Origin of the sequence: Halococcus morrhuae DSM 1307 (genome assembly GCF_000336695.1) — an archaeon.
Lineage (GTDB): Archaea > Halobacteriota > Halobacteria > Halobacteriales > Halococcaceae > Halococcus > Halococcus morrhuae.
Genome location: NZ_AOMC01000091.1, coordinates 39,943 through 56,981 on the forward strand (window position 1 = coordinate 39,943; position 17,039 = coordinate 56,981).

The window sequence follows — 17,039 nt, forward strand, 5'->3', positions numbered from 1 at the left end:
GCTCACGAGGACTCACCCCGGCCCCGCATGGCGACGAGCGTGAGGACGCCGAGGGCGGCCATCGCCACCACCGATATCTCGCCCATCGTATCGAACGCACGGAAGTCGACCAGAATGACGTTGACGATGTTGCTCCCGCCGCCGAAGTCGGCGAGGATCGAGCCGTGTTCGGCCGGCACGGGCGCGCGCTCGACGAAAAAGCGGGCGATCGCGTCGGGACTGCCCGCGGTCGCCACGAGCACGCTGATCGTCACCGTCAGCCCGACGCCACCGGCGAGCACCGCGTCACGGGCGACTTTCCCCCGATCGGCATCGCCGTAGAACGCCGGCAGCCGATCGAGGACAAGCAAGAAGATGACGAGCACGAGCGTCTCGACGACCAACTGCGTGAGCGCGAGATCGGGCGCACTGGAAAGCACGTAGAAGAGCGCGACCATGAAGCCGAGCACTGACAGCGTGAGCACGCCCGCGATATGCGAGGGGGCCCGCGTCACCGCCGCGGCCCCGACGATCGCCACGAGCAACACGATGACGACCGGCGCGGTGATCGAAAGGTCGGAGAACGCCGGCACGGAGATCCCGGCCGCGAGATAGCCCGCGAGCGCGAGCAGGCTCGTCACGCCGAGCATCCAGGCGGCGTAGGTGCGGAACTGACCCGTCTGGATGCGGGGTAGCGCCAACCCGCTCGCGCGTTCGAGCCCGTAGACCGCCTTGTCGTAGTACCAATCGGCCGAGAGCGGCCCGTGCGTGAGTCGCCGGACACCGTCGCGTAGACGGTCGTAGAACGGCGAGAGGGCGATCCCCGAGAGGATCGTGATGGCGCTCATCGCCACCGCCGGCGTGAGCTCGGTCGGGAGATGGATGCTCATCGTGTGGGCCTCGCCGGCGACCGCGCTGCCGAAGGCCGACTGGACGATCGTGTCGACGGCGAGCTGTGGGTCGATGCCGACGATCATGGCGAGCCCGGCGAGGACGACGGGTGGTGCGAGCAGCGCCAGCGAGGGGCGATGGACTTCGCCGAGCCCGGCGGGTTTCTCGCCCATGAACAGCCAGAGAAAGCGAATGGAGTAGAGGAAGGTGAAGACGCTGCCGAAGACGGCGACGGCGGGGAAGAGCCACGCCAGCCCGCCGAGTTCGTGGGCCACCTCGTAGGCCGACTCGAAGAGCAGTTCCTTCGAGTAGAACCCGTTGAACGGCGGGACGCCGGCCATCCCGAGCGCGGCAATCGCCGTGATGATCCCCGTGATCGGGAGGTCGTGGCGCAGTCCACCCAGTTCCGAGATCGCGCGAGTGCCCGCCTCGTGGGCGATGATCCCGGCGACGAGGAACAGCGTCGCCTTGAACAGCGCGTGGTTCAGGATGTGGAACGCGCCCGTCTCGGCACCCAACTGGTTGGCGAAGCCGAAGCCGGCGGTGATGAGTCCGAGATGTGAGGCCGTCGAGTAGGCCAACAGCTCCTTGATGTCGCTCGCACCCACGGCGAGCAGTGCCGTAACGGTCATCGTGACGAGTCCGAGCGTGCCGAGCAGCAGCATCCACTCGTCGCCGACGAGCAGGGGGCGCATCCGGCCGATGAGGTAGACGCCCGCCTTGACCATCGTCGCCGAGTGGAGGAACGCCGAAACGGGGGTCGGGGCCTCCATCGCGTTCGGCAGCCAGACGTGGAGCGGGACCTGTGCGGATTTGGCGGCCGCGCCGATCGCGACGAGAACGAGCACCGGGACGAACAGACCCGCGCTCTCCAGGGCGGTGCGCATCGCGTCGGCGTTGGCGATCATCGAGTCGGGCGTGCCGATGAGGGTGAACGTCGTGCTGCCGAGCGCATCGCCGGAGACGAACGCGAGCAGGACGAAGCCGACGAGCATGAACAGGCCGCCGGAGACGGTGATGAGCATCGACTTCCGGGCGGCGTAGAGTGAACTCTCGCTCTCGCGGTAGTGACCGATGAGTCCGAACGAGGTGATGCTCGTGAGTTCCCAGAAGACGAACAGCGCGATGAGATCGGCCGCGAGCGCGACGCCGAGCATCGAGCCCATGAACGCGAGTAGTGTGCCGTAGTAGCGCGCCTGGCCGGGTTCGCCGTGCATGTAGCCCGCCGAGTAGACGAACACCAGCACGCCGACGCCGCTCGCGAGTAACGAGATGAGCAGCGAGAGCCCGTCGAGATAGAGGCTCAGCGAGACGCCGAGCGTCGGAATCCACTCGATCGAGACCGAACCGGTGGTGCCGAACTGGCTCGCCACCAGCCCGAACGAGGCGAATGCGACGAGCGCCGCGAACCAGGCCGTGCGTTCGCCGAGCGCGCGGTAGACCAGCGGCGTGACGAGCGCGCCCAGAAACGGCAGCGCGAGCGCGGCGAACAGCGCCACCCCCGCAGGATCGGCGGTCGCTTGCGCGAGCGTGGCGGCTCCCGTCCCGAGTTGCCCCGTTGTCGAAGCCTCGGCGATCGCTGACGGGAGCGCCACGAGAGACATGTTCGGAATCTGCAAGCGATGGCTCTTAACGGTTCTCAAATCCGTCGCCGGCGGGTCGGTTTCACACCGCCTCGTCGGTGGTTCAACCCGGTGGACGAGCCCCACACCGACCCACCAGGCCGGCACGTAGATTTATATACGATACCGCGGCCAGACCGCCCCAACGCACCGGCCCGCCGGGGAACGCGACCGAGCGGTCGGGCCACCCCGGCTTGGACCGGTGTGCAGATTCCAGGAAACCATGAAGGAAAGACTCAAACAGTTCGTTGCGGACAAGCGCGGCGTCAGCCCCGTGATCGGTGTCGTACTGATGGTCGCCGTGGTCGTGATTCTCGCGGCCGTGATCGGCGCGTTCGTGCTCGGTCTTGGCGGGAATCAGCAAGCGACTCCACAGGCGAGTTTTAGCTATGATGCACAATCTGAAACATTAACGATGTCGAGTGGTGACTCGATCCCGAAAGCACAATTATCGGTTGAGGGAGGAGCAGCCGATTTCGGTTCTGACCCCGTGACAGCCGGCTCTACGATGACCGGTGTAACCGACTCCAACGGTGATGGTTCAATCACAGTGAGTTGGACCAGCGAAGACGGTAGCAATTCGGCGACACTCACCTCCATCAATGTCGGTAGCGGCGGGGGAGGGGGAGGCGGCGGTGGCGGTGGCGGTGGCGGCGGGGTCTAATCCGGTTATTCACTCACCCCGCGAAAAGAACTAATCGACTTTTTTGAATGTGGAATAAAATAGATACATTTTTGATGTTGTTTTCGCTCCGAAACAAGTGGTTATCTAGTCCCATTGCTCTCGATGATCTCGATTTCGACGGATTCGTTCGGCTCCAGATCGTCGATGAGCAGCGAGACTGCGCCCTCGATGTTCGTCAGGCTCGCGCTCGGCTCGACCTCGCCGTCTCGATGACAGACGATTTCGAGCTGGCCGTTCTCGCCGGATGTGGCGGTCGTGCTTGGCATGGATGTATGTTGCAGACGAGCACAGATGAGCGTAATCCTGGCACATGCGTGGTATCCATCGGCGTGCAATGCGATGATTTTCGATTTCGTCGTGGCGATCGCGTTCCGATCGTCGGTTCGCGCTCGCTGCGAACGGGTGCGGCTCGGGATGCGATTCCGTAGCGTTCGGTTCGGCGACCGTCAAGCTTTACCCACGACTGGCTGTACCCGCAGCATGAATCAGCTGGAGGAGTCGCTGCTCGACGCCCCCATCATCGAAAAAGAGGGCTATCAGTACTTCGTCCATCCGATCAGCGACGGCGTGCCGATGCTCGAACCCGAGCTCCTGCGCGAGATCGTCATCAAGATCATCCGCAAGGCCGACGTCGACGTCGACAAGATCGTCACGCCCGCCGCGATGGGCATCCACATCTCGACGGCGGTCTCGCTGATGACCGACATCCCCCTCGTCGTCGTCCGCAAGCGCCAGTACGGCCTGGATGGCGAGGTCGCGCTCTCACAGGTGACGGGCTACTCGGAAAACGAGATGTACATCAACGACGTCGATGCCGGCGATCGCGTGCTCCTGCTCGACGACGTGCTCTCGACGGGTGGCACGCTCCGCGGGATCACCGGCGCACTCGAGGAGATCGGTGCGGAGATCGCCGACGTGGTTGCTGTGATCAAAAAAGAGGGTGGTGGCAACGAACTCGAAGACACCGATTACGACGTGCGGACGCTGATCAACGTCGACGTCGAGGACGGAGCGGTCGTCATCACCGATTCACACGGCGACGACTGAGGGCACGGGGCTTTTGCGTGCGGCGCTCCCATCGTGAGTGATGCCAAGCGCACTGTTCGTCGTCAGCGAGGAAGGCTATTGGGGAGAGGAATGTACGACACCGCTCACGATGCTCTCGGACGCGGGCGTCGATATCACCGTGGCGACGCCGAGCGGCTCGCCGCCGGTGATCGACGAACGCTCGATCGATCCCGACGAGGTGGGCGAGGAGACCGCCGAGGAAGTCACGGAGATCCACGAGTCCGACGAGCGCCTGAACGATCCGATCCCGCTCACGACTGCCGACGCCGCCGACTACGATCTCGTGGCGATCCCCGGCGGCCACGGCACCGAATGGGACGTTAACCAGGACCGCCACGCCCGCGCGCTGCTCGTCGATGCGGTCTCCGGCGACGAGGGCAAGGGCTACGTCGTCTGCCACGCGGCGGGCATCCTCGCCTTCGCCCGCGAGGAGGACGGCTCGCCGTTCGTCGAGGGCCGCGACGTGACCGGGTTCCCGAATGCGTGGGAGGAGGGGATCGTCGACGACCACGACCGGATGCCCGACGGCCGGAAACTCCCCTACTGGGTCGAAGACGAGGTCGAAGCCGTCGGCGGCAACTGGGACGCCGAACTCGATGCCGATACGAGCGTGACCGTCGACGGCGATCTCGTCACCGCCCGCGGCCCCGGCTCCTCGGCCGCCGGTGGCGAGAAACTGCTCGAAGAGCTGGATATCGAATAAGCCGATTCCGGGCGACGGTGCGGTGCGACCGTGTGGCTGCTGCGGTGCGGGTCCGGGCGTCTGCGGTCGCGGAGCGACCGGAGGCTCAGGCGACCGTTCTCTCCTGGTGAATGAAGGGCGAGAGGCGCGAGTGAAACGAGCGCCCGAGGGCTTCGGCGGTGCGGTCGCGGTACTGTGCGGTTGTGGTGATGATAGGATGCTCGACCGCGAGCGAACGGAGTGAGCGAGCGGGCCGACGACTGACCAACGGGAAGGAGGAGGCTTTTGGTGCAGATTTTGCGAGGGAGCAAACGAAGTGAGCGACCGTAGCAAAAGGTGCAGTAGCGGGAGGTAGATTTGAACTACCGGTCTGCGGGTTATGAGCCCGCCGGAATCTCCTGGCTATCCCATCCCGCTACCCATTCATATCGCAGTCGACCCATTAACGGTTGTGATTCAGTCGTTGCCTGTCGTCGTGTGAACGCGCCACGTGAACAGGCTTTCGGCGATGTAGTTGACGATCATGCCGGCGGCGATGCCGGCGACCTTCGCGACGACGAACCAGCCGTCGATGCCCAGAAGGGTGAGATCGACGGCGATCATACGATAGAGAACGCGGAAGGCGGCGAGCTGGACGAGGATGCCGCCGATGCGGACGACGTTCGAGCGGACCAGCCGGCGGACCATCGGGAAGCGACCGGCAGCTCCCTCGCCCGAGAACGTCCAGGTATCGTTCAGCACGAACATGACGAGAATCGAGATTTCGATGCCGACGAAGACCGCCAGCTCCGGGAACACGCCGAGTTCGCGCAACGCGGTCGCCGTCGTTACGTCGAACAGCGCGCCGACGACGCCGACCGAGACGAACCGCCCGAAGCGCGAGCCGGAGGCGAGTGCGGAGAGTCGCTGGCCGATGCCGGAGCGCGCCGATCGGTTGCCGGCGGATGCGAGCGAGTCGCCGGTACGGTCGTCGGTCATCGCTCGTCCGGGTCGACGAGCGGGTGCTCTTCGCGTTGTGCAGCGATCATGCCGTGCAGCCGGTTCTCGTTGATGAGCGCCGCACGGTGGCGTGCGGCGAGCAGCCCGCGTGCGAGCGTGATCGAGGTTCCCACTGGCGAGACGGTCGAGTCGGGCTGATCGTGCCACTCGATCGGGATTTCAGCGATCCGCTGGCCGAGCGCGCCCGCGATCGCCACCAGTTCGATGTCCCACGCGAAGCCCGGCTCGTAGAGGTGTTCGCGCACCGTCGCCCACGCCTCACGGGAGATGGCCTTCGCACCACATTGGTAGTCGAACAGTTGTGGATCGAGCAGTCGACGGGCGAGCCACGCGAAGGTGTCGCCGAGTCGACGGCGGGCGAACGTCCGGTGGCGAGCGATTCGTGCGTTGGGATGGCGGCGTGAGCCGACCGCGAGTTCCGCATCGTCGTCGAGAACGGGTCGAGCGACCGCGGCGAGCGAGTCGGCGGGCGTGCTGCCGTCGGCATCGGCGAATACTAATATATCCGTGTCGAGCGCTTCGAACCCCATCGTGATCGCTCGGCCCTTGCCGCGGCGGTAGGGTGCCGTGGCGACGGTCGCCGGCAGCGAGGAGAGGCGTTCGACCACGTCCGGTCGGGGAACGTCGAGTTCGATACGGATGACTGCCGGGTCGAGCCGCTCGGCGATGGCGGTGACGTACTCGGCGAGCCGCCCGACGTCGGGCCGGTAGGCCGGCACGACGACCCCGACGGAGCGCTGCATGGGCGAGGTCCCGACGGAGCGAATAAAAGGAGTTCGGAAGCGCGGCTGCCGGATCCCACAAGAGAGATATGCGCCGCTTCCCCGCCTTCGCTATGGAGTACGGTCTCGTCGTCCTCTGGCTGGCGGTCTATCTCGCCGTCGGGCTTCTGGGAACACCGCTCGCCGCCCGGCTCTTTCGGGGCTTTCCCGATCGTGGGGTCGCCCTCTCGCTACCGCTATCGCTCGCGGTCGTCGGTATCGTCGCCTACTGGCTCGGCCACCTCTCGCTCACCGCCGGCCTCGTCATCGGACTGATCGTTCTCGCTGCTCTCTCCGTACTCTCGCTTCGCACACTCGATAGGGAGACGTTCGATCTCCGGGCGATGGCCGGCCCGGTGCTCGTCTTCGTGCTCGCCGTCGCGTTCATGCTCGCGGTGCGGGCGCTCGATCCGGCCGTCCATCCGGGCGGCGGCGAGAAATTCCTGGATTTCGGGCTGCTCAAATCGCTCCTGCAAACGTCACAGCTCCCGCCGGGGGACGTCTGGTTTGCCGGCGAACCGGTCAAATACTACTACGGTGGCCATCTCCTCACGGCGCTGCTCGCGAAGCTCACGGTCACCGAGGCGCGCTACGCCTACAACCTCGCACTCGCGGGCTTTTTCGGCATGCTCGTCACCGCGGCCTACGGTCTCGCCGGCGCGATCGCCGACGCGCGTGGGCGCTCGGCGCGGACGGCCGGCATTGCGGCCGCCTTCTTCGTCGGCTTCGCGAGTAACCTCGAACCGGCCGGTCGCGCCGTGCTCTGGCTGCTGTCGGACGATCTCGCACAAACGATCGCCGACGCACTCGGTGTGACGATCGAGGGACTCGCGGCCTCACCCGCCGAGTTCAGTTATTGGGGGGCGAGTCGGGTGATCCCGGGGACCGTCAACGAATTCCCGCTGTTCGCGTGGCTCAACGGCGATCTCCACGCGCACATGCTGAGCACCCCGTTCCTCCTGCTGGCCGTTGCCTGCTGGTTCGCCTACTACCGAACGCCGGCCGACGAACTTGGGCGTCGTCGGTTGCTCGTTTTCGGCGTGCTTCCACCGCTTGCCGGCCTGCTCACGGTGATCAACACCTGGAGCTTCCCGACCGTCGCCGGCGTCGGCTGGCTCGCGCTCACCTTCGCCGACAGCGATCCCACGACGCTTGTGCCACGACTCGGCGATCGTCTTTCGCATGGGCGCTCCCTGTTCGGGCGGGAGCTCCGTCGGACGGCGAGCGCGCTGGCGGTCGCGGTGGGTGTTCTCGTCCTCGGCGGGCTGTGGTCGCTGCCGTTCTGGCTCGGGTCGGCGAGCGGGCGCGCCGTCGCCTTCCTCCCCGATCGGAGCGCGCTCGGGCCGATCGTGATCGTCTACGGTGCGTTCGTTCTCGTGTTCGTCCCGTATCTCGTCTCCCGCTCGCGCGCGCTCACAGCACGCACGCGACGGATCGCGCTCGTGGCGACGGCCGGACTGGTCGTGCTCGCGTGGCTCGTCAACGCCGCCGCGATCGCACTGTTCGGCCCGCTCCTGCTCGTCGGCTGGCTGGTGCTCGCCGCGCGACGGAACGGTGCGGGTTCCGCTCGGATGGACTCGGACGCAGTCAGAGGGGCTCAACCCGCCGAATCTGATGGCGGCGTCGACGGCCGAAGCGGGCTGCCCGATGTGGGCTTCGAGACCGTGCTGGTGGTCGCCGGCGTCGGCCTCGTCCTGCTCGTGGAGTTTATCTACATTCAGGAGGACGCTGGCCCGGGTCGGTTCAACACCGTCTTCAAGACCTACGCGCAGGTGTGGGTCATCTTCGGGACGGCAGCGGGCGCGATCACCGCATGGCTCGTCGGCGCGGGGCGGCCGACTGTCAGCCTCTCGGGCAGCGCTCGCACGGCTGGCCGCGTGCTGCTCGCGCTGCTCGTGCTCTCGACGTCGATCTACGGCGCGCTCGCGCTCACCGATCAGGCGACGAGCGAGGCAAGCCTCGCGACCGTCGACGACCCGACGCTCGACGCGCTGGAGTTCGTCTCGGCGACCCATCCCGAAGAGGCCGACGCCATCGCCTGGCTCGATGCACGGGCGGGCCAGCCACACATCGTCTCGGCACCCGGCTGTTACTGCAACGAAAACGATGATTTGACGAGCTACAACTGGGTCAACGCCCCGTCGAGTCTCACGGGGCTTCCGACGGTCGTCGGCTGGGACCACGAGATCGGCTACCGCGGCGAGGGGCCGTATCTCGACCGCGTGGCGGACGTCGAAACGATCTATCAGGGAACGCCCGCAGCACGCGCGCGATTGCTCGACAAATACGACGTGCGTTACATCTACGTCGGGCCGAACGAGCGAGACGCCTACGGCCCGACGGCGTTCGACGATCTCCAAGGCATCACCGTCGCCAAACAGTGGGAGGAGGTCACGATCTATCGAGTGGACCAGCAGCGACTGGCCGGGTAGCGATCCGATTGAGACGGGCGAACGGGTCCCGATTAGACTCGCTATTCCGTCTGATCTTGTTTGGCGAGTTGTTTTCGGATTTCGTCAGCAAGCGGCCGGCCAGTTTCATTGAATAGCGAGTAAGATTCCTGAAATTCCGTCCCAGTCAACTCAAGTGTCCCGGCACCGGGGTTTTGGTGATATTCTACCCGCGAAAGGCGGTCGAACAGTATATCGGTGAATGTTTCGGACACCCAGAAACTTCTATACTGGATCAACCGGCGATCCGTGACGATGAAAAACGGGTTTGTCGTTGCGAGGAATTTCTCATCCCGAACCGCCATGACGAACCGTTCGTCTCCGGTTAGCGATTTTTCCAGTTGTGTATGAGCGCCGTCGGGAAGTTCGTCGGGCGTCTCGTAAGTCGCCATGCGCTGTTTACGGTCTCACCTATGGTAAAACTATCTCACCGTTCGCGCTCTTCGAGCGGGCCGTAACGGTCCTCAACCAGCTCCTCGTAGTGGGCGAGAAACGTCTCCTGTGAGCAGCTGCCGAGCTCGGTCTGGATCTCGACCAGTAGCGCTTCGAGTTCGTCGCGTGGTTGGTGACAGAGATCGCGATAGCAGGCCTTACAGAGGTGTTCGAACGCCTTGTTCCGTCGCTCCCACCGATCGCCGTGTTTGTCGTACTCGCGCGCTTCGGAGCGCCGCACGTCCTCCCCGCAGGCGATACAGGTGATACGCTTCGCCCCCCGGTTCCGCCGGGACCCCCACATGCTCGGAGAATGCACGCGGGGGCACTTACCTCTTCGCGTCGGCCAGCGCACGATTTATCCCCAACCGCCGAGAGGATAGCCCATGCAGGTCAAATCCCGCCATCACCTCCGCAGCGACGCGGTGGACGACATCGAGGAGAACCTCGCCGCGACGCTCGGCGTCACCCTCGACGGCGACAGCTACGAACGAGTCGAGTTCGCCGATGCCGAGCGCGACCTCGTGCTGGTCGACGGCGATCCCGTCGTCTGCTATTTCGACGACGAACCGTTCCTCACCGTGCGCGGCGCGAACGACTTTCCGCCGGAGAGCCACGTCGTGACGGTTGATGCGGGCGCGATCTCGTTCGTTTCCGACGGCGCGGACGTGATGCGACCGGGAATTACCGAGGCCGATTCCGACATCGAACCGGGTGATCTCGTGGCCATCGCCGAGGAAAACCATGGAAAGGTGCTCGCTATCGGGCGCTCGATGGCCGACGGCGGGGAGATGGTCGGTGAGTCGGGCAAGGTCGTCGAGTCGCTCCACCACGTCGGCGACGATCTCTACGAGTTTTCGATCTGAATTCCGTGTTTTCGGGCATCACAACCCCCGAATCGGGGCATCGGCCGTGAACCGGGAGCAGATCGTCCGTAAATCCGTCCTCGACGATCACGAGTCACTGCTCGAAACGATTCTCGACTGTGCCGACGAGGTCGTCGCATCGTGGGACGACGAGGCGACGACCGAGCGCCGGCACGTCGTCGAACCGTTCGAGAATACTCTTGTCGATCGAGACATCACCGGCCGGCTGCCCGCTCTACTCGCCGGTGCCGTCGACGCCCTCGGCGAGGAACTCCCGGCAGAGCCGGTCGCAGCGCCGCCGTATCTCACTATCACGAGCGTCGGCCCGGTGCTGCGCGCGACGCTTGCGGATGCACGGCTCGTGATGACGATTCGGGTCTTCGCGATCGAGCGCGATCCGACGCGCTACGTCCGCGGAGCGACGACGCCTTCGGAAGCGCTCGCCGTCGCGCTCAAAAGCCGCTGAACTTGTCGCGCCGGAAGAGATCGAGTTCGCTCACGGTCGAGGTTTCCTGGCGGGCAGCGAAGGCGACGGCGTCGGCGATCTCCGCGGGTTCGGTGACCTCGCCCTCGTCGAATCGTTCCTCGAACGTCTCGTCGCCGCCGAACTCGGTGCGAACTTCCGAGGGGTTGATCACGCTGACGGCGACGCCTTTCTCGCCCACGGCGGCCGCCACGCTGAGCGCGAACCCGCGAACCCACCACTTCGTCGCGGCGTAGACGGGGTTCGACGGGCGTGGATACTGGCCCGCGAAACTTCCGAGACAGATCAGGTTGCCCTCGGTTTCTTCGAGAAGCGGCAACGCCGCCCGCGTGACGAAGAAGGTCCCGTCGACGTTCACGTCGATCATCGTCCGGTACTCTTCATTCGAGAGTTCTGCGACGTCGCCACCGCGGGTGAGCCCCGCGTTGTTCACGAGCACATCGAGCCGCCCGAATGCCTCGACGGTCTCCGTGAGGAGTTCTTCGACCGCTCCCTCGTCGGTCACGTCGGTCGGGACGACGATCGCCTCGATGTCGTGATCGTCCTCGATGTCCGCGGCGATCTCTTCCAATCGTTCCTCGCGGCGCGCGGCGAGCGCGACGTTCGCCCCGTCGCGGGCGAGCGCGCGGACCGTCTCGCTGCCGATGCCCGAGCTCGCGCCGGTGACGATCGCGCTCTTGCCGTCGAGTGAATGGGACGCCATATCAGGGCATGGATGTGTGAAGAGTTCGGTCTTTCGGCGGTCGTCGTCCGATCGAACGCGACGACAACACGGGTCGACTCTGGCCCGACTCCACCGATGTGGCTACTCGGTGTGAGAGATCACCGGCCTGCGGGTTCAAACTCCTTGCCAAAGACGAGGAAATAGCCTGTACCGACGAGGCCGATGACCGTCGCTATGCCGAAGGCGAGCGGCGGACTTCCGATGGTGCCGATACCCGGTAGCGACACCCCACCGTAGAGCGCGCCGCCGAGCGCGGCGCTCGGGATGACGACGACGTTGCGCACGAGGTAGTACGTCCCCGTGACGCGCCCGCCAGTTCCCTGCTCGGCGGGACCGACGATGAGCGCCTTGTGCGCCGGGAGACCGGCGAAGCGCAGTCCGGAGAAGGCGAACAGGAGCGCGAGCACGCCGGCGTCCGCGGGTGCGGTGATCAAGAGAACGGGAAAGACCGCGTAGACTGCGAAACCGAGCGCGACGACGGGTTTGAGGCCGATTCGCTCGGCGAGTTTCGCTACTGGGACCATCGTCAGGAGTGCGACGGCCATCTCGATGCCCAGGAGAACGCCGAAATACGCCTGCGGCGAGAGGTCGATCTCGCCGAGAATCGGGAGCTCCATCGACAGTCCGACGCCGAGAAAGCGGGTGACGACGATGACGAAGAAGACGTAGACCATCCCGTTGGCGAACCGGACGAGCGTGTCGCCGACCAGCAGCGGGCGCAACTCGTCGGGTAGGGTTCGGAGATCCTCGACGATCTGAGAAACACCCGCGAACGACTTGCCGTAGTCGTCGCCGGACGCGTCGTAGAGGACGTGCTGGGCGAGCGTCCCGAGAAGGGCGAAGACGACCGCGAGCGCGAGGATGACCCCAAACGCGGTGACGATCGCCGAGTCGGTCATCGAGCCGACGTCCGCCGGTCCGAACAGGACGAAGATCCCGGCGGCGAGCAGCGGGCCGACGAGGAACGCGGTCCGGCGGACGGTCTCGGTGCTGGCGAACCCCTCGGCGAGGCGCTCTGGCGCGACGCTCTGTTTGACGATGGCGAACGTCGCGCCGAGCCCGAACGATTTCCAGGCCTGCGCGAACACGACGCCGACGAAGAGCAGCGGGACGGCGAGCGCGCCCGCGGCAGGGGCGATCAGCCAGATGCCGAAGCCGATCGCCGAGAGCAGCCCGAACAGGGTGAGCGCGTAGCGCGAGCCGATCCGATCGGAGATGACGCCGCCGGGATAGGGGTAGACCGCGCTGATGACGTTCGAGACGGTGCCGTAGAGACCGACGACGAACGCGCTCGCGCCCAGCGCGACCATATACTCGGAGAGATACCGACTCGTCATCTGGAAGCCGAGGCTGAACGCGAACATCGCGATCGAGAGCACGAGCACGTCCCGGGAGAGCGCGAAGAACTCGCGGAACTGCGCGCGGACGCTCGTCGGTTCGCCGGCCATGATCCGGATTCAGCTGTCGGTGGAATAACCGTTCCGTCCTCCACCCGGACACCGAATGGGTGGTCACGGAAGCCTCAGAGCCAGCGACGGGCGGCCTCACGGGCGAGTGCCCACGGGACGAACACGGCGAGCAGCACGAACGTGACCGTCTCCGGTGTCGGTGGCCCGGCGGTGAGAGCCGCGTAGAACGCCACCGCGCCGGTCGCGAGCACGCCGACGACCGTACCGACGTACTCCGGATCGCGCCACGAGCTCGGGAATTCGTCGGCCATGTCGGCGAACGCTCGCGCTCGGGGAATAACGATTGCGAACGATTGTCGACATATCGAATCGATCCTATCGACGGCCGCTGCGCTCGCCATCCATCGCCGCGATGCAGTTGTCGACCTCTTCCGGCGTCACCAGCGGTATCGGTCCCGGAACGGTGCGCGCGAGTGCCCTGCAAGCAACCCCGGCAGCGAGCGCCTCGTTCACGCTGTCGCCGGCGATCCGGCGGCCGAGAAAGCCGCCACAAAGTGCGTCGAACGCGCCGCGCTCGTCGACCGTCTCGGTGTCCGGCGGATCGTGCTCGTGGACCGTCCGTTCGTGCCAGACGAGCGCGCCGCTCCTGGGATCGGCGAGCACCACGGTGTCGAGATCGTGGGCGGCGGCGAGCGCGTGGGCCGCCTCGGGCGGCGTTCCGTCCTCGCCGAGCGCCGCCGCACCCGCCTCGCTCGCCAGAAGCACGTTCGTCGTCGATAGCATCGACTCGACGCGCGCGACCGACGAATCAAGCGCCCGGGAACGGCTCAGAGCGAGCGCAGTCCGTCCGTCGAACGCCGCGAACAGCTCTTCGACCGTCCCGGCGAGCGTGTCCGAGAGCGCCAGCGTCGCCGCACTCGTGAACAGGGTTTCAGCCCCCTGCAAATCCAGCGCGGGGAGATCGTCCGGCGTCAGTGATGCGACCGCCGCGCCCGCCCGGTCGTCGATGCGACCATCGTCGCGCGGAGCCGTCGCCCGCTCGACGAAGCTCAGTCCTTGCCGGCCTTCGTCCCAGCAGACCGCCGGCTCGACGCCGTGCCGACGGAGTTCGCCCGCGACGCGCCGACCGAGGGAATCATCCGGGAGCTTCGAGAGCCACGCGCTTGCGGTGCCGAGACGACTCGCCGCGATCGTGGCGTTCGATGCCGGTCCCGTCACCGAGACGCTCAGTTCGGTCGCCGTTTCGAGCCGCTCGTCATCCGGGGGTGTGAGTTCCAGAGCAGTCGCACCGACCGCGAGGAGGTCGACCATAATTTCGGATCTCGACGGTGGTATATTATACGTCCGATCGACGATCGCTATGGGTCGTGGCTCGCCCGCCGGCCAGCATGACCGGGATAGTCGCGCTCGAAGCGCTCGTCGAGTGCGCGCTCGCTCAGTTCGATGACGACGGGACGCCCGTGCGGGCAGGCATAGGGGTTCTCGCAGGCGTCGAGCGCGCGCAGTAGCTCCGTCACCGATCCTTCCGACAGCGACGTGTTGGCCGTGATCGACGGATAGCAGGCGAGATCGGCCAGCAACGCGTCACTGACCTGCGTGATCGGCTCGTCGGGATCGCGCTCGTCGACGAACGCCGACAGGGCGTCCCGCAGCAGTTCGGGATCGGCCGCGCCCGCGAGCACCGCCGGCACTGCCGCCACCTCGACGGCCCGCCCGTCGCTCGGGCTGGCACGAAAGCCAAGCGCCGAAAGCGCCTCGGTGAACTCCTCGAACAGCGCGCTCTCGGCGGCCGTCAGCTCGATCGTGACCGGCTCGGCGAGCTCTTGGATGTTCGTTTCGCCGGCGACCCGCTTGCGCAGTCGTTCGTAGTTGACCCGCTCGTGGGCCGCGTGCTGGTCGACGAGCACGAGTCCGTCGGGCGACTCGCAGACGAAATACGTGTCGTGGAGCTGGCCGAGCACACGCAGGCGCGGGAGCTGTTCGAAGTCCGGTTCGTCGGCGACCGTCTCACCATCGAGCGTCGCCTGCGCGGGCGTCTCGGTGAATTTTCGCCCTTCGGTTCCCGCTTCGTTCGCCGCACCATCCGTCGTCCGTTCCGGTGACCGCGATCTCTCAACAGACTCCGAAGTCTCTCCCGGTTCCGTTGGTTCGGTTGGCTCCGCCTGCTGCTCGCCGACTGGTTCGTCGTCTCTCGACGCTGGCTCTGCTGTGGAGGTCGATCCGATTGGGTCGGCTGCCGATGCAGGGTCAGCTGGTTCCGTCTCGTTGGCCGTCGTCCCGTCCGCTCGTGCGTCGTTCGTCTCTTGGTCGGTCGTCTCCTGCTCGTTCGCCCCGTCGTCGGTCGAATGCGGGTCGATGGCCGTCTGCTCGGGGGCTGACCGGCCGCGCGGCGCGCCCGAACGCACGAGACCCGCCTCCAGCAGTGCGTTCTCGACGGTCGTTTCGACCTGCTCTCGCACCGTCTCCTCGTCGGCGAACCTGATCTCCTGCTTTCGGGGGTGGACGTTCACGTCGACCGTGTTCGGCGGGACCGAGAGGAAGACGACGGCGAAGGGGTAGCGGTCGGTAGCGAGCTGGCCGCCGTAGGCCTTCACGATCGCGTCGCGGACGGCCCCCGCGCGGACGTACCGACCGTTGACGAACACCGTACACTGCTGCGTGCTCGCGCGCGTCGTCTCGGGATGGCTGACGACGCCGTCGATGCCGTCGAGCGGGCCTTCCTCGTCGAGATCGCCGGCGAGTGGGATCATCGCCTCGGCGACCTCGCGGCCGTAGACCGCCAGTACCGTGCTTTCGAGGCTTCCCTGGCCGGTCGTCGAGAACACCTCGCTGTCGTCGTGCGAGAGCGTGAGCGAGCGGTCGGGGTTCGAGAGCGCGTAGCCCGTCGCCACGCGACTGACGTGGCCGAACTCGGTCTGGTCCTGCTTCAGATACTTCCGTCGTGCCGGGACGTTGTAGAACAGGTCGTCGATCTCGACGGTCGTACCGACGGGACAGCCGGCCGGTTCGATGCTCTCGATCTCGCCGCCGACCATCGTCAGTTCGGTGCCCCGATCGGCCTCGCTAGCCTTCGTGCGGATCGTGAGCCGCGAGACCGCGCCGATCGCCGCGAGCGCCTCGCCCCGGAACCCCAGGCTCTCGACGCCCGCTTCGAGATCCTCGATGTCGCCGATCTTGCTCGTCGTGTGTTTCTCGACGGCCGTCTCGACGGCGGACTCGCTCATCCCGGTGCCGTCGTCGGTCACGCGCACGCCGTCCTTGCCGCCGCGCTCGACGGCGATGCGCACGCGCGAGGCACCCGCATCGAGGCTGTTCTCGACGAGCTCCTTCACCACCGAGGCGGGCCGTTCGACCACCTCGCCAGCGGCGATGCGCTCGATCGTCGACTGGTCGAGCCGGTGGATCTCCCCGTCGGTCATGCTGTAGTTCGTGCTCGTCGACGGTGTGCTCCGTGGCGACGCGCTCGCCGCCAGCCGATCGTCGAAGAAGGATATCCACCGCTCGGTTCGATGCTCATTATCTCTCCGGAGGACACAGAAACGCATCAATCCACCGCTGTCGACGGGTCGGGTGCTACAGCTTTATTAGCGTCGTCCACGTCTATATATACATGAGTCAGAGTAGTACCGAGGACGACGACGGCGAACTCCCGGGAGCGACGCCGACGGTCACGGCCGATGCCGGAGTACAGCCGAACGGCGAGATGAACGTCGTCGGTCTCGTGATCTTCGCGGGGATGCTCGTAGTGATGCTGCCGCTGTTGCCCCTGGCCGCGCTCGGCTGGGTCGCGATGAAACTCTTCGGCTGATTCACCGCAACGATTCCTCACCGTGCAGCGATCGATCAGCACATGCTCTCGCGATGCGGCCGTGATCAAATAGCGTCACTCTATCGCCGATTCAAGCGTCTCTCGGTCCCTGTTCCGAAAGAGACGTTCGCGTCGCTCCCCGATATATAATCCAGTTTTATTCGATAGTTATATCAGTC

General features: G+C 65.9%; 18 protein-coding genes and 1 tRNA gene. 7 read left to right on the forward strand and 12 right to left on the reverse strand.

Annotated features, from left to right (window positions below; translation table 11 throughout):
* Window positions 1–2: 2 nt before the first annotated feature.
* Complete coding sequence (gene mbhE / locus C448_RS06200; protein ID WP_004052851.1) at window positions 3–2,474, reverse strand: hydrogen gas-evolving membrane-bound hydrogenase subunit E; 2,472 nt, start codon at window positions 2,472–2,474, stop codon at window positions 3–5.
* A 241-nt stretch (window positions 2,475–2,715) separates the two neighbouring features.
* Between mbhE and C448_RS06205 the strand changes: the two genes are divergently transcribed.
* On the forward strand, window positions 2,716–3,156 hold the full coding sequence (locus C448_RS06205) for a type IV pilin (protein WP_004052853.1): 441 nt from the start codon (window positions 2,716–2,718) through the stop codon (window positions 3,154–3,156).
* A 101-nt stretch (window positions 3,157–3,257) separates the two neighbouring features.
* On the opposite strand, the gene C448_RS06210 is transcribed toward C448_RS06205, so the two are convergent.
* Window positions 3,258–3,443 (reverse strand): hypothetical protein, encoded by a 186-nt coding sequence (locus C448_RS06210; RefSeq protein WP_004052855.1) that lies wholly within the window; start codon window positions 3,441–3,443, stop codon window positions 3,258–3,260.
* Window positions 3,444–3,657: 214 nt separating this feature from the next.
* On the opposite strand from C448_RS06210, the gene hpt reads away from it, so the two are divergent.
* Window positions 3,658–4,224, forward strand: a complete 567-nt coding sequence (hpt, locus tag C448_RS06215; RefSeq protein WP_004052857.1) for a hypoxanthine/guanine phosphoribosyltransferase — start codon at window positions 3,658–3,660, stop codon at window positions 4,222–4,224.
* Between the two features lie 40 nt (window positions 4,225–4,264).
* The gene (locus C448_RS06220) at window positions 4,265–4,948 is read left to right on the forward strand and encodes a DJ-1/PfpI family protein (protein WP_004052859.1); all 684 of its coding nucleotides are present in this window, start codon (window positions 4,265–4,267) and stop codon (window positions 4,946–4,948) included.
* Between the two features lie 321 nt (window positions 4,949–5,269).
* Here the strand turns inward: C448_RS06220 and C448_RS06225 are convergent.
* The 3 genes from C448_RS06225 to C448_RS06235 all read right to left on the reverse strand — a co-directional run bounded on the left by C448_RS06225 (window position 5,270) and on the right by C448_RS06235 (window position 6,669).
* Window positions 5,270–5,344 (reverse strand) — tRNA-Met (locus C448_RS06225).
* A 39-nt stretch (window positions 5,345–5,383) separates the two neighbouring features.
* Complete coding sequence (locus tag C448_RS06230) at window positions 5,384–5,905, reverse strand: GtrA family protein (RefSeq protein WP_004052860.1); 522 nt, start codon at window positions 5,903–5,905, stop codon at window positions 5,384–5,386.
* Entirely contained in the window at window positions 5,902–6,669 is a 768-nt protein-coding gene (locus tag C448_RS06235; RefSeq protein ID WP_004052862.1) for a glycosyltransferase, read from the reverse strand. Before C448_RS06235 ends, C448_RS06230 begins: the two co-directional genes overlap by 4 nt.
* A 92-nt stretch (window positions 6,670–6,761) precedes the next feature.
* Here C448_RS06235 and C448_RS06240 point away from each other — a divergent pair, with 92 nt between their 5' ends.
* Window positions 6,762–9,119 carry a DUF2298 domain-containing protein gene (locus C448_RS06240; RefSeq protein ID WP_004052864.1) on the forward strand — a complete coding sequence of 786 codons (2,358 nt, stop codon included), beginning with the start codon at window positions 6,762–6,764 and terminating at the stop codon, window positions 9,117–9,119.
* 41 nt (window positions 9,120–9,160) lie between these two features.
* On the opposite strand, the gene C448_RS06245 is transcribed toward C448_RS06240, so the two are convergent.
* Both C448_RS06245 and C448_RS06250 read right to left on the reverse strand, forming a co-directional pair.
* On the reverse strand, window positions 9,161–9,529 hold the full coding sequence (locus C448_RS06245) for a PH domain-containing protein (RefSeq protein WP_004052866.1): 369 nt from the start codon (window positions 9,527–9,529) through the stop codon (window positions 9,161–9,163).
* A 35-nt stretch (window positions 9,530–9,564) separates the two neighbouring features.
* Complete coding sequence (locus C448_RS06250) at window positions 9,565–9,873, reverse strand: DUF7562 family protein (RefSeq protein WP_049916108.1); 309 nt, start codon at window positions 9,871–9,873, stop codon at window positions 9,565–9,567.
* Window positions 9,874–9,955: 82 nt separating this feature from the next.
* Here C448_RS06250 and C448_RS06255 point away from each other — a divergent pair, with 82 nt between their 5' ends.
* A complete protein-coding gene (locus C448_RS06255; protein WP_004052869.1) occupies window positions 9,956–10,435 on the forward strand; it encodes an RNA-binding protein in 480 nt (159 codons plus the stop codon).
* 46 nt (window positions 10,436–10,481) lie between these two features.
* Window positions 10,482–10,901 carry a hypothetical protein gene (locus C448_RS06260; protein WP_004052871.1) on the forward strand — a complete coding sequence of 140 codons (420 nt, stop codon included), beginning with the start codon at window positions 10,482–10,484 and terminating at the stop codon, window positions 10,899–10,901.
* Here the strand turns inward: C448_RS06260 and C448_RS06265 are convergent.
* The 5 genes from C448_RS06265 to mutL form a co-directional block, all read right to left on the reverse strand.
* A complete protein-coding gene (locus C448_RS06265; RefSeq protein WP_004052873.1) occupies window positions 10,888–11,622 on the reverse strand; it encodes an SDR family oxidoreductase in 735 nt (244 codons plus the stop codon). The two genes, C448_RS06260 and C448_RS06265, sit on opposite strands and share 14 nt — an antisense overlap.
* 119 nt (window positions 11,623–11,741) lie before the next feature.
* Window positions 11,742–13,091, reverse strand: coding sequence for an MFS transporter (locus tag C448_RS06270; RefSeq protein WP_004052875.1), 1,350 nt, complete (start codon window positions 13,089–13,091; stop codon window positions 11,742–11,744).
* A 74-nt stretch (window positions 13,092–13,165) separates the two neighbouring features.
* Window positions 13,166–13,363 carry a hypothetical protein gene (locus tag C448_RS06275; protein ID WP_049916115.1) on the reverse strand — a complete coding sequence of 66 codons (198 nt, stop codon included), beginning with the start codon at window positions 13,361–13,363 and terminating at the stop codon, window positions 13,166–13,168.
* Window positions 13,364–13,427: 64 nt separating this feature from the next.
* Entirely contained in the window at window positions 13,428–14,363 is a 936-nt protein-coding gene (locus C448_RS06280) for a PfkB family carbohydrate kinase (RefSeq protein ID WP_004052880.1), read from the reverse strand.
* 47 nt (window positions 14,364–14,410) lie between these two features.
* Window positions 14,411–16,471, reverse strand: coding sequence for a DNA mismatch repair endonuclease MutL (gene mutL, locus C448_RS06285; RefSeq protein ID WP_049916116.1), 2,061 nt, complete (start codon window positions 16,469–16,471; stop codon window positions 14,411–14,413).
* Window positions 16,472–16,662: 191 nt separating this feature from the next.
* Between mutL and C448_RS06290 the strand changes: the two genes are divergently transcribed.
* Window positions 16,663–16,860, forward strand: a complete 198-nt coding sequence (locus C448_RS06290) for a DUF7535 family protein (RefSeq protein ID WP_004052885.1) — start codon at window positions 16,663–16,665, stop codon at window positions 16,858–16,860.
* Window positions 16,861–17,039 lie beyond the last annotated feature (179 nt).

Coding starts and splice junctions, on each gene's coding strand:
- mbhE (WP_004052851.1), bottom strand. CDS start 2,474: ATGTCTCTCGTGGCGCTCCCGTCAGCGATCGCCGAGGCTTCGACAACG.
- C448_RS06205 (WP_004052853.1), top strand. CDS start 2,716: ATGAAGGAAAGACTCAAACAGTTCGTTGCGGACAAGCGCGGCGTCAGC.
- C448_RS06210 (WP_004052855.1), bottom strand. CDS start 3,443: ATGCCAAGCACGACCGCCACATCCGGCGAGAACGGCCAGCTCGAAATC.
- hpt (WP_004052857.1), top strand. CDS start 3,658: ATGAATCAGCTGGAGGAGTCGCTGCTCGACGCCCCCATCATCGAAAAA.
- C448_RS06220 (WP_004052859.1), top strand. CDS start 4,265: ATGCCAAGCGCACTGTTCGTCGTCAGCGAGGAAGGCTATTGGGGAGAG.
- C448_RS06230 (WP_004052860.1), bottom strand. CDS start 5,905: ATGACCGACGACCGTACCGGCGACTCGCTCGCATCCGCCGGCAACCGA.
- C448_RS06235 (WP_004052862.1), bottom strand. CDS start 6,669: ATGCAGCGCTCCGTCGGGGTCGTCGTGCCGGCCTACCGGCCCGACGTC.
- C448_RS06240 (WP_004052864.1), top strand. CDS start 6,762: ATGGAGTACGGTCTCGTCGTCCTCTGGCTGGCGGTCTATCTCGCCGTC.
- C448_RS06245 (WP_004052866.1), bottom strand. CDS start 9,529: ATGGCGACTTACGAGACGCCCGACGAACTTCCCGACGGCGCTCATACA.
- C448_RS06250 (WP_049916108.1), bottom strand. CDS start 9,873: ATGTGGGGGTCCCGGCGGAACCGGGGGGCGAAGCGTATCACCTGTATC.
- C448_RS06255 (WP_004052869.1), top strand. CDS start 9,956: ATGCAGGTCAAATCCCGCCATCACCTCCGCAGCGACGCGGTGGACGAC.
- C448_RS06265 (WP_004052873.1), bottom strand. CDS start 11,622: ATGGCGTCCCATTCACTCGACGGCAAGAGCGCGATCGTCACCGGCGCG.
- C448_RS06270 (WP_004052875.1), bottom strand. CDS start 13,091: ATGGCCGGCGAACCGACGAGCGTCCGCGCGCAGTTCCGCGAGTTCTTC.
- C448_RS06275 (WP_049916115.1), bottom strand. CDS start 13,363: ATGGCCGACGAATTCCCGAGCTCGTGGCGCGATCCGGAGTACGTCGGT.
- C448_RS06280 (WP_004052880.1), bottom strand. CDS start 14,363: ATGGTCGACCTCCTCGCGGTCGGTGCGACTGCTCTGGAACTCACACCC.
- mutL (WP_049916116.1), bottom strand. CDS start 16,471: ATGACCGACGGGGAGATCCACCGGCTCGACCAGTCGACGATCGAGCGC.
- C448_RS06290 (WP_004052885.1), top strand. CDS start 16,663: ATGAGTCAGAGTAGTACCGAGGACGACGACGGCGAACTCCCGGGAGCG.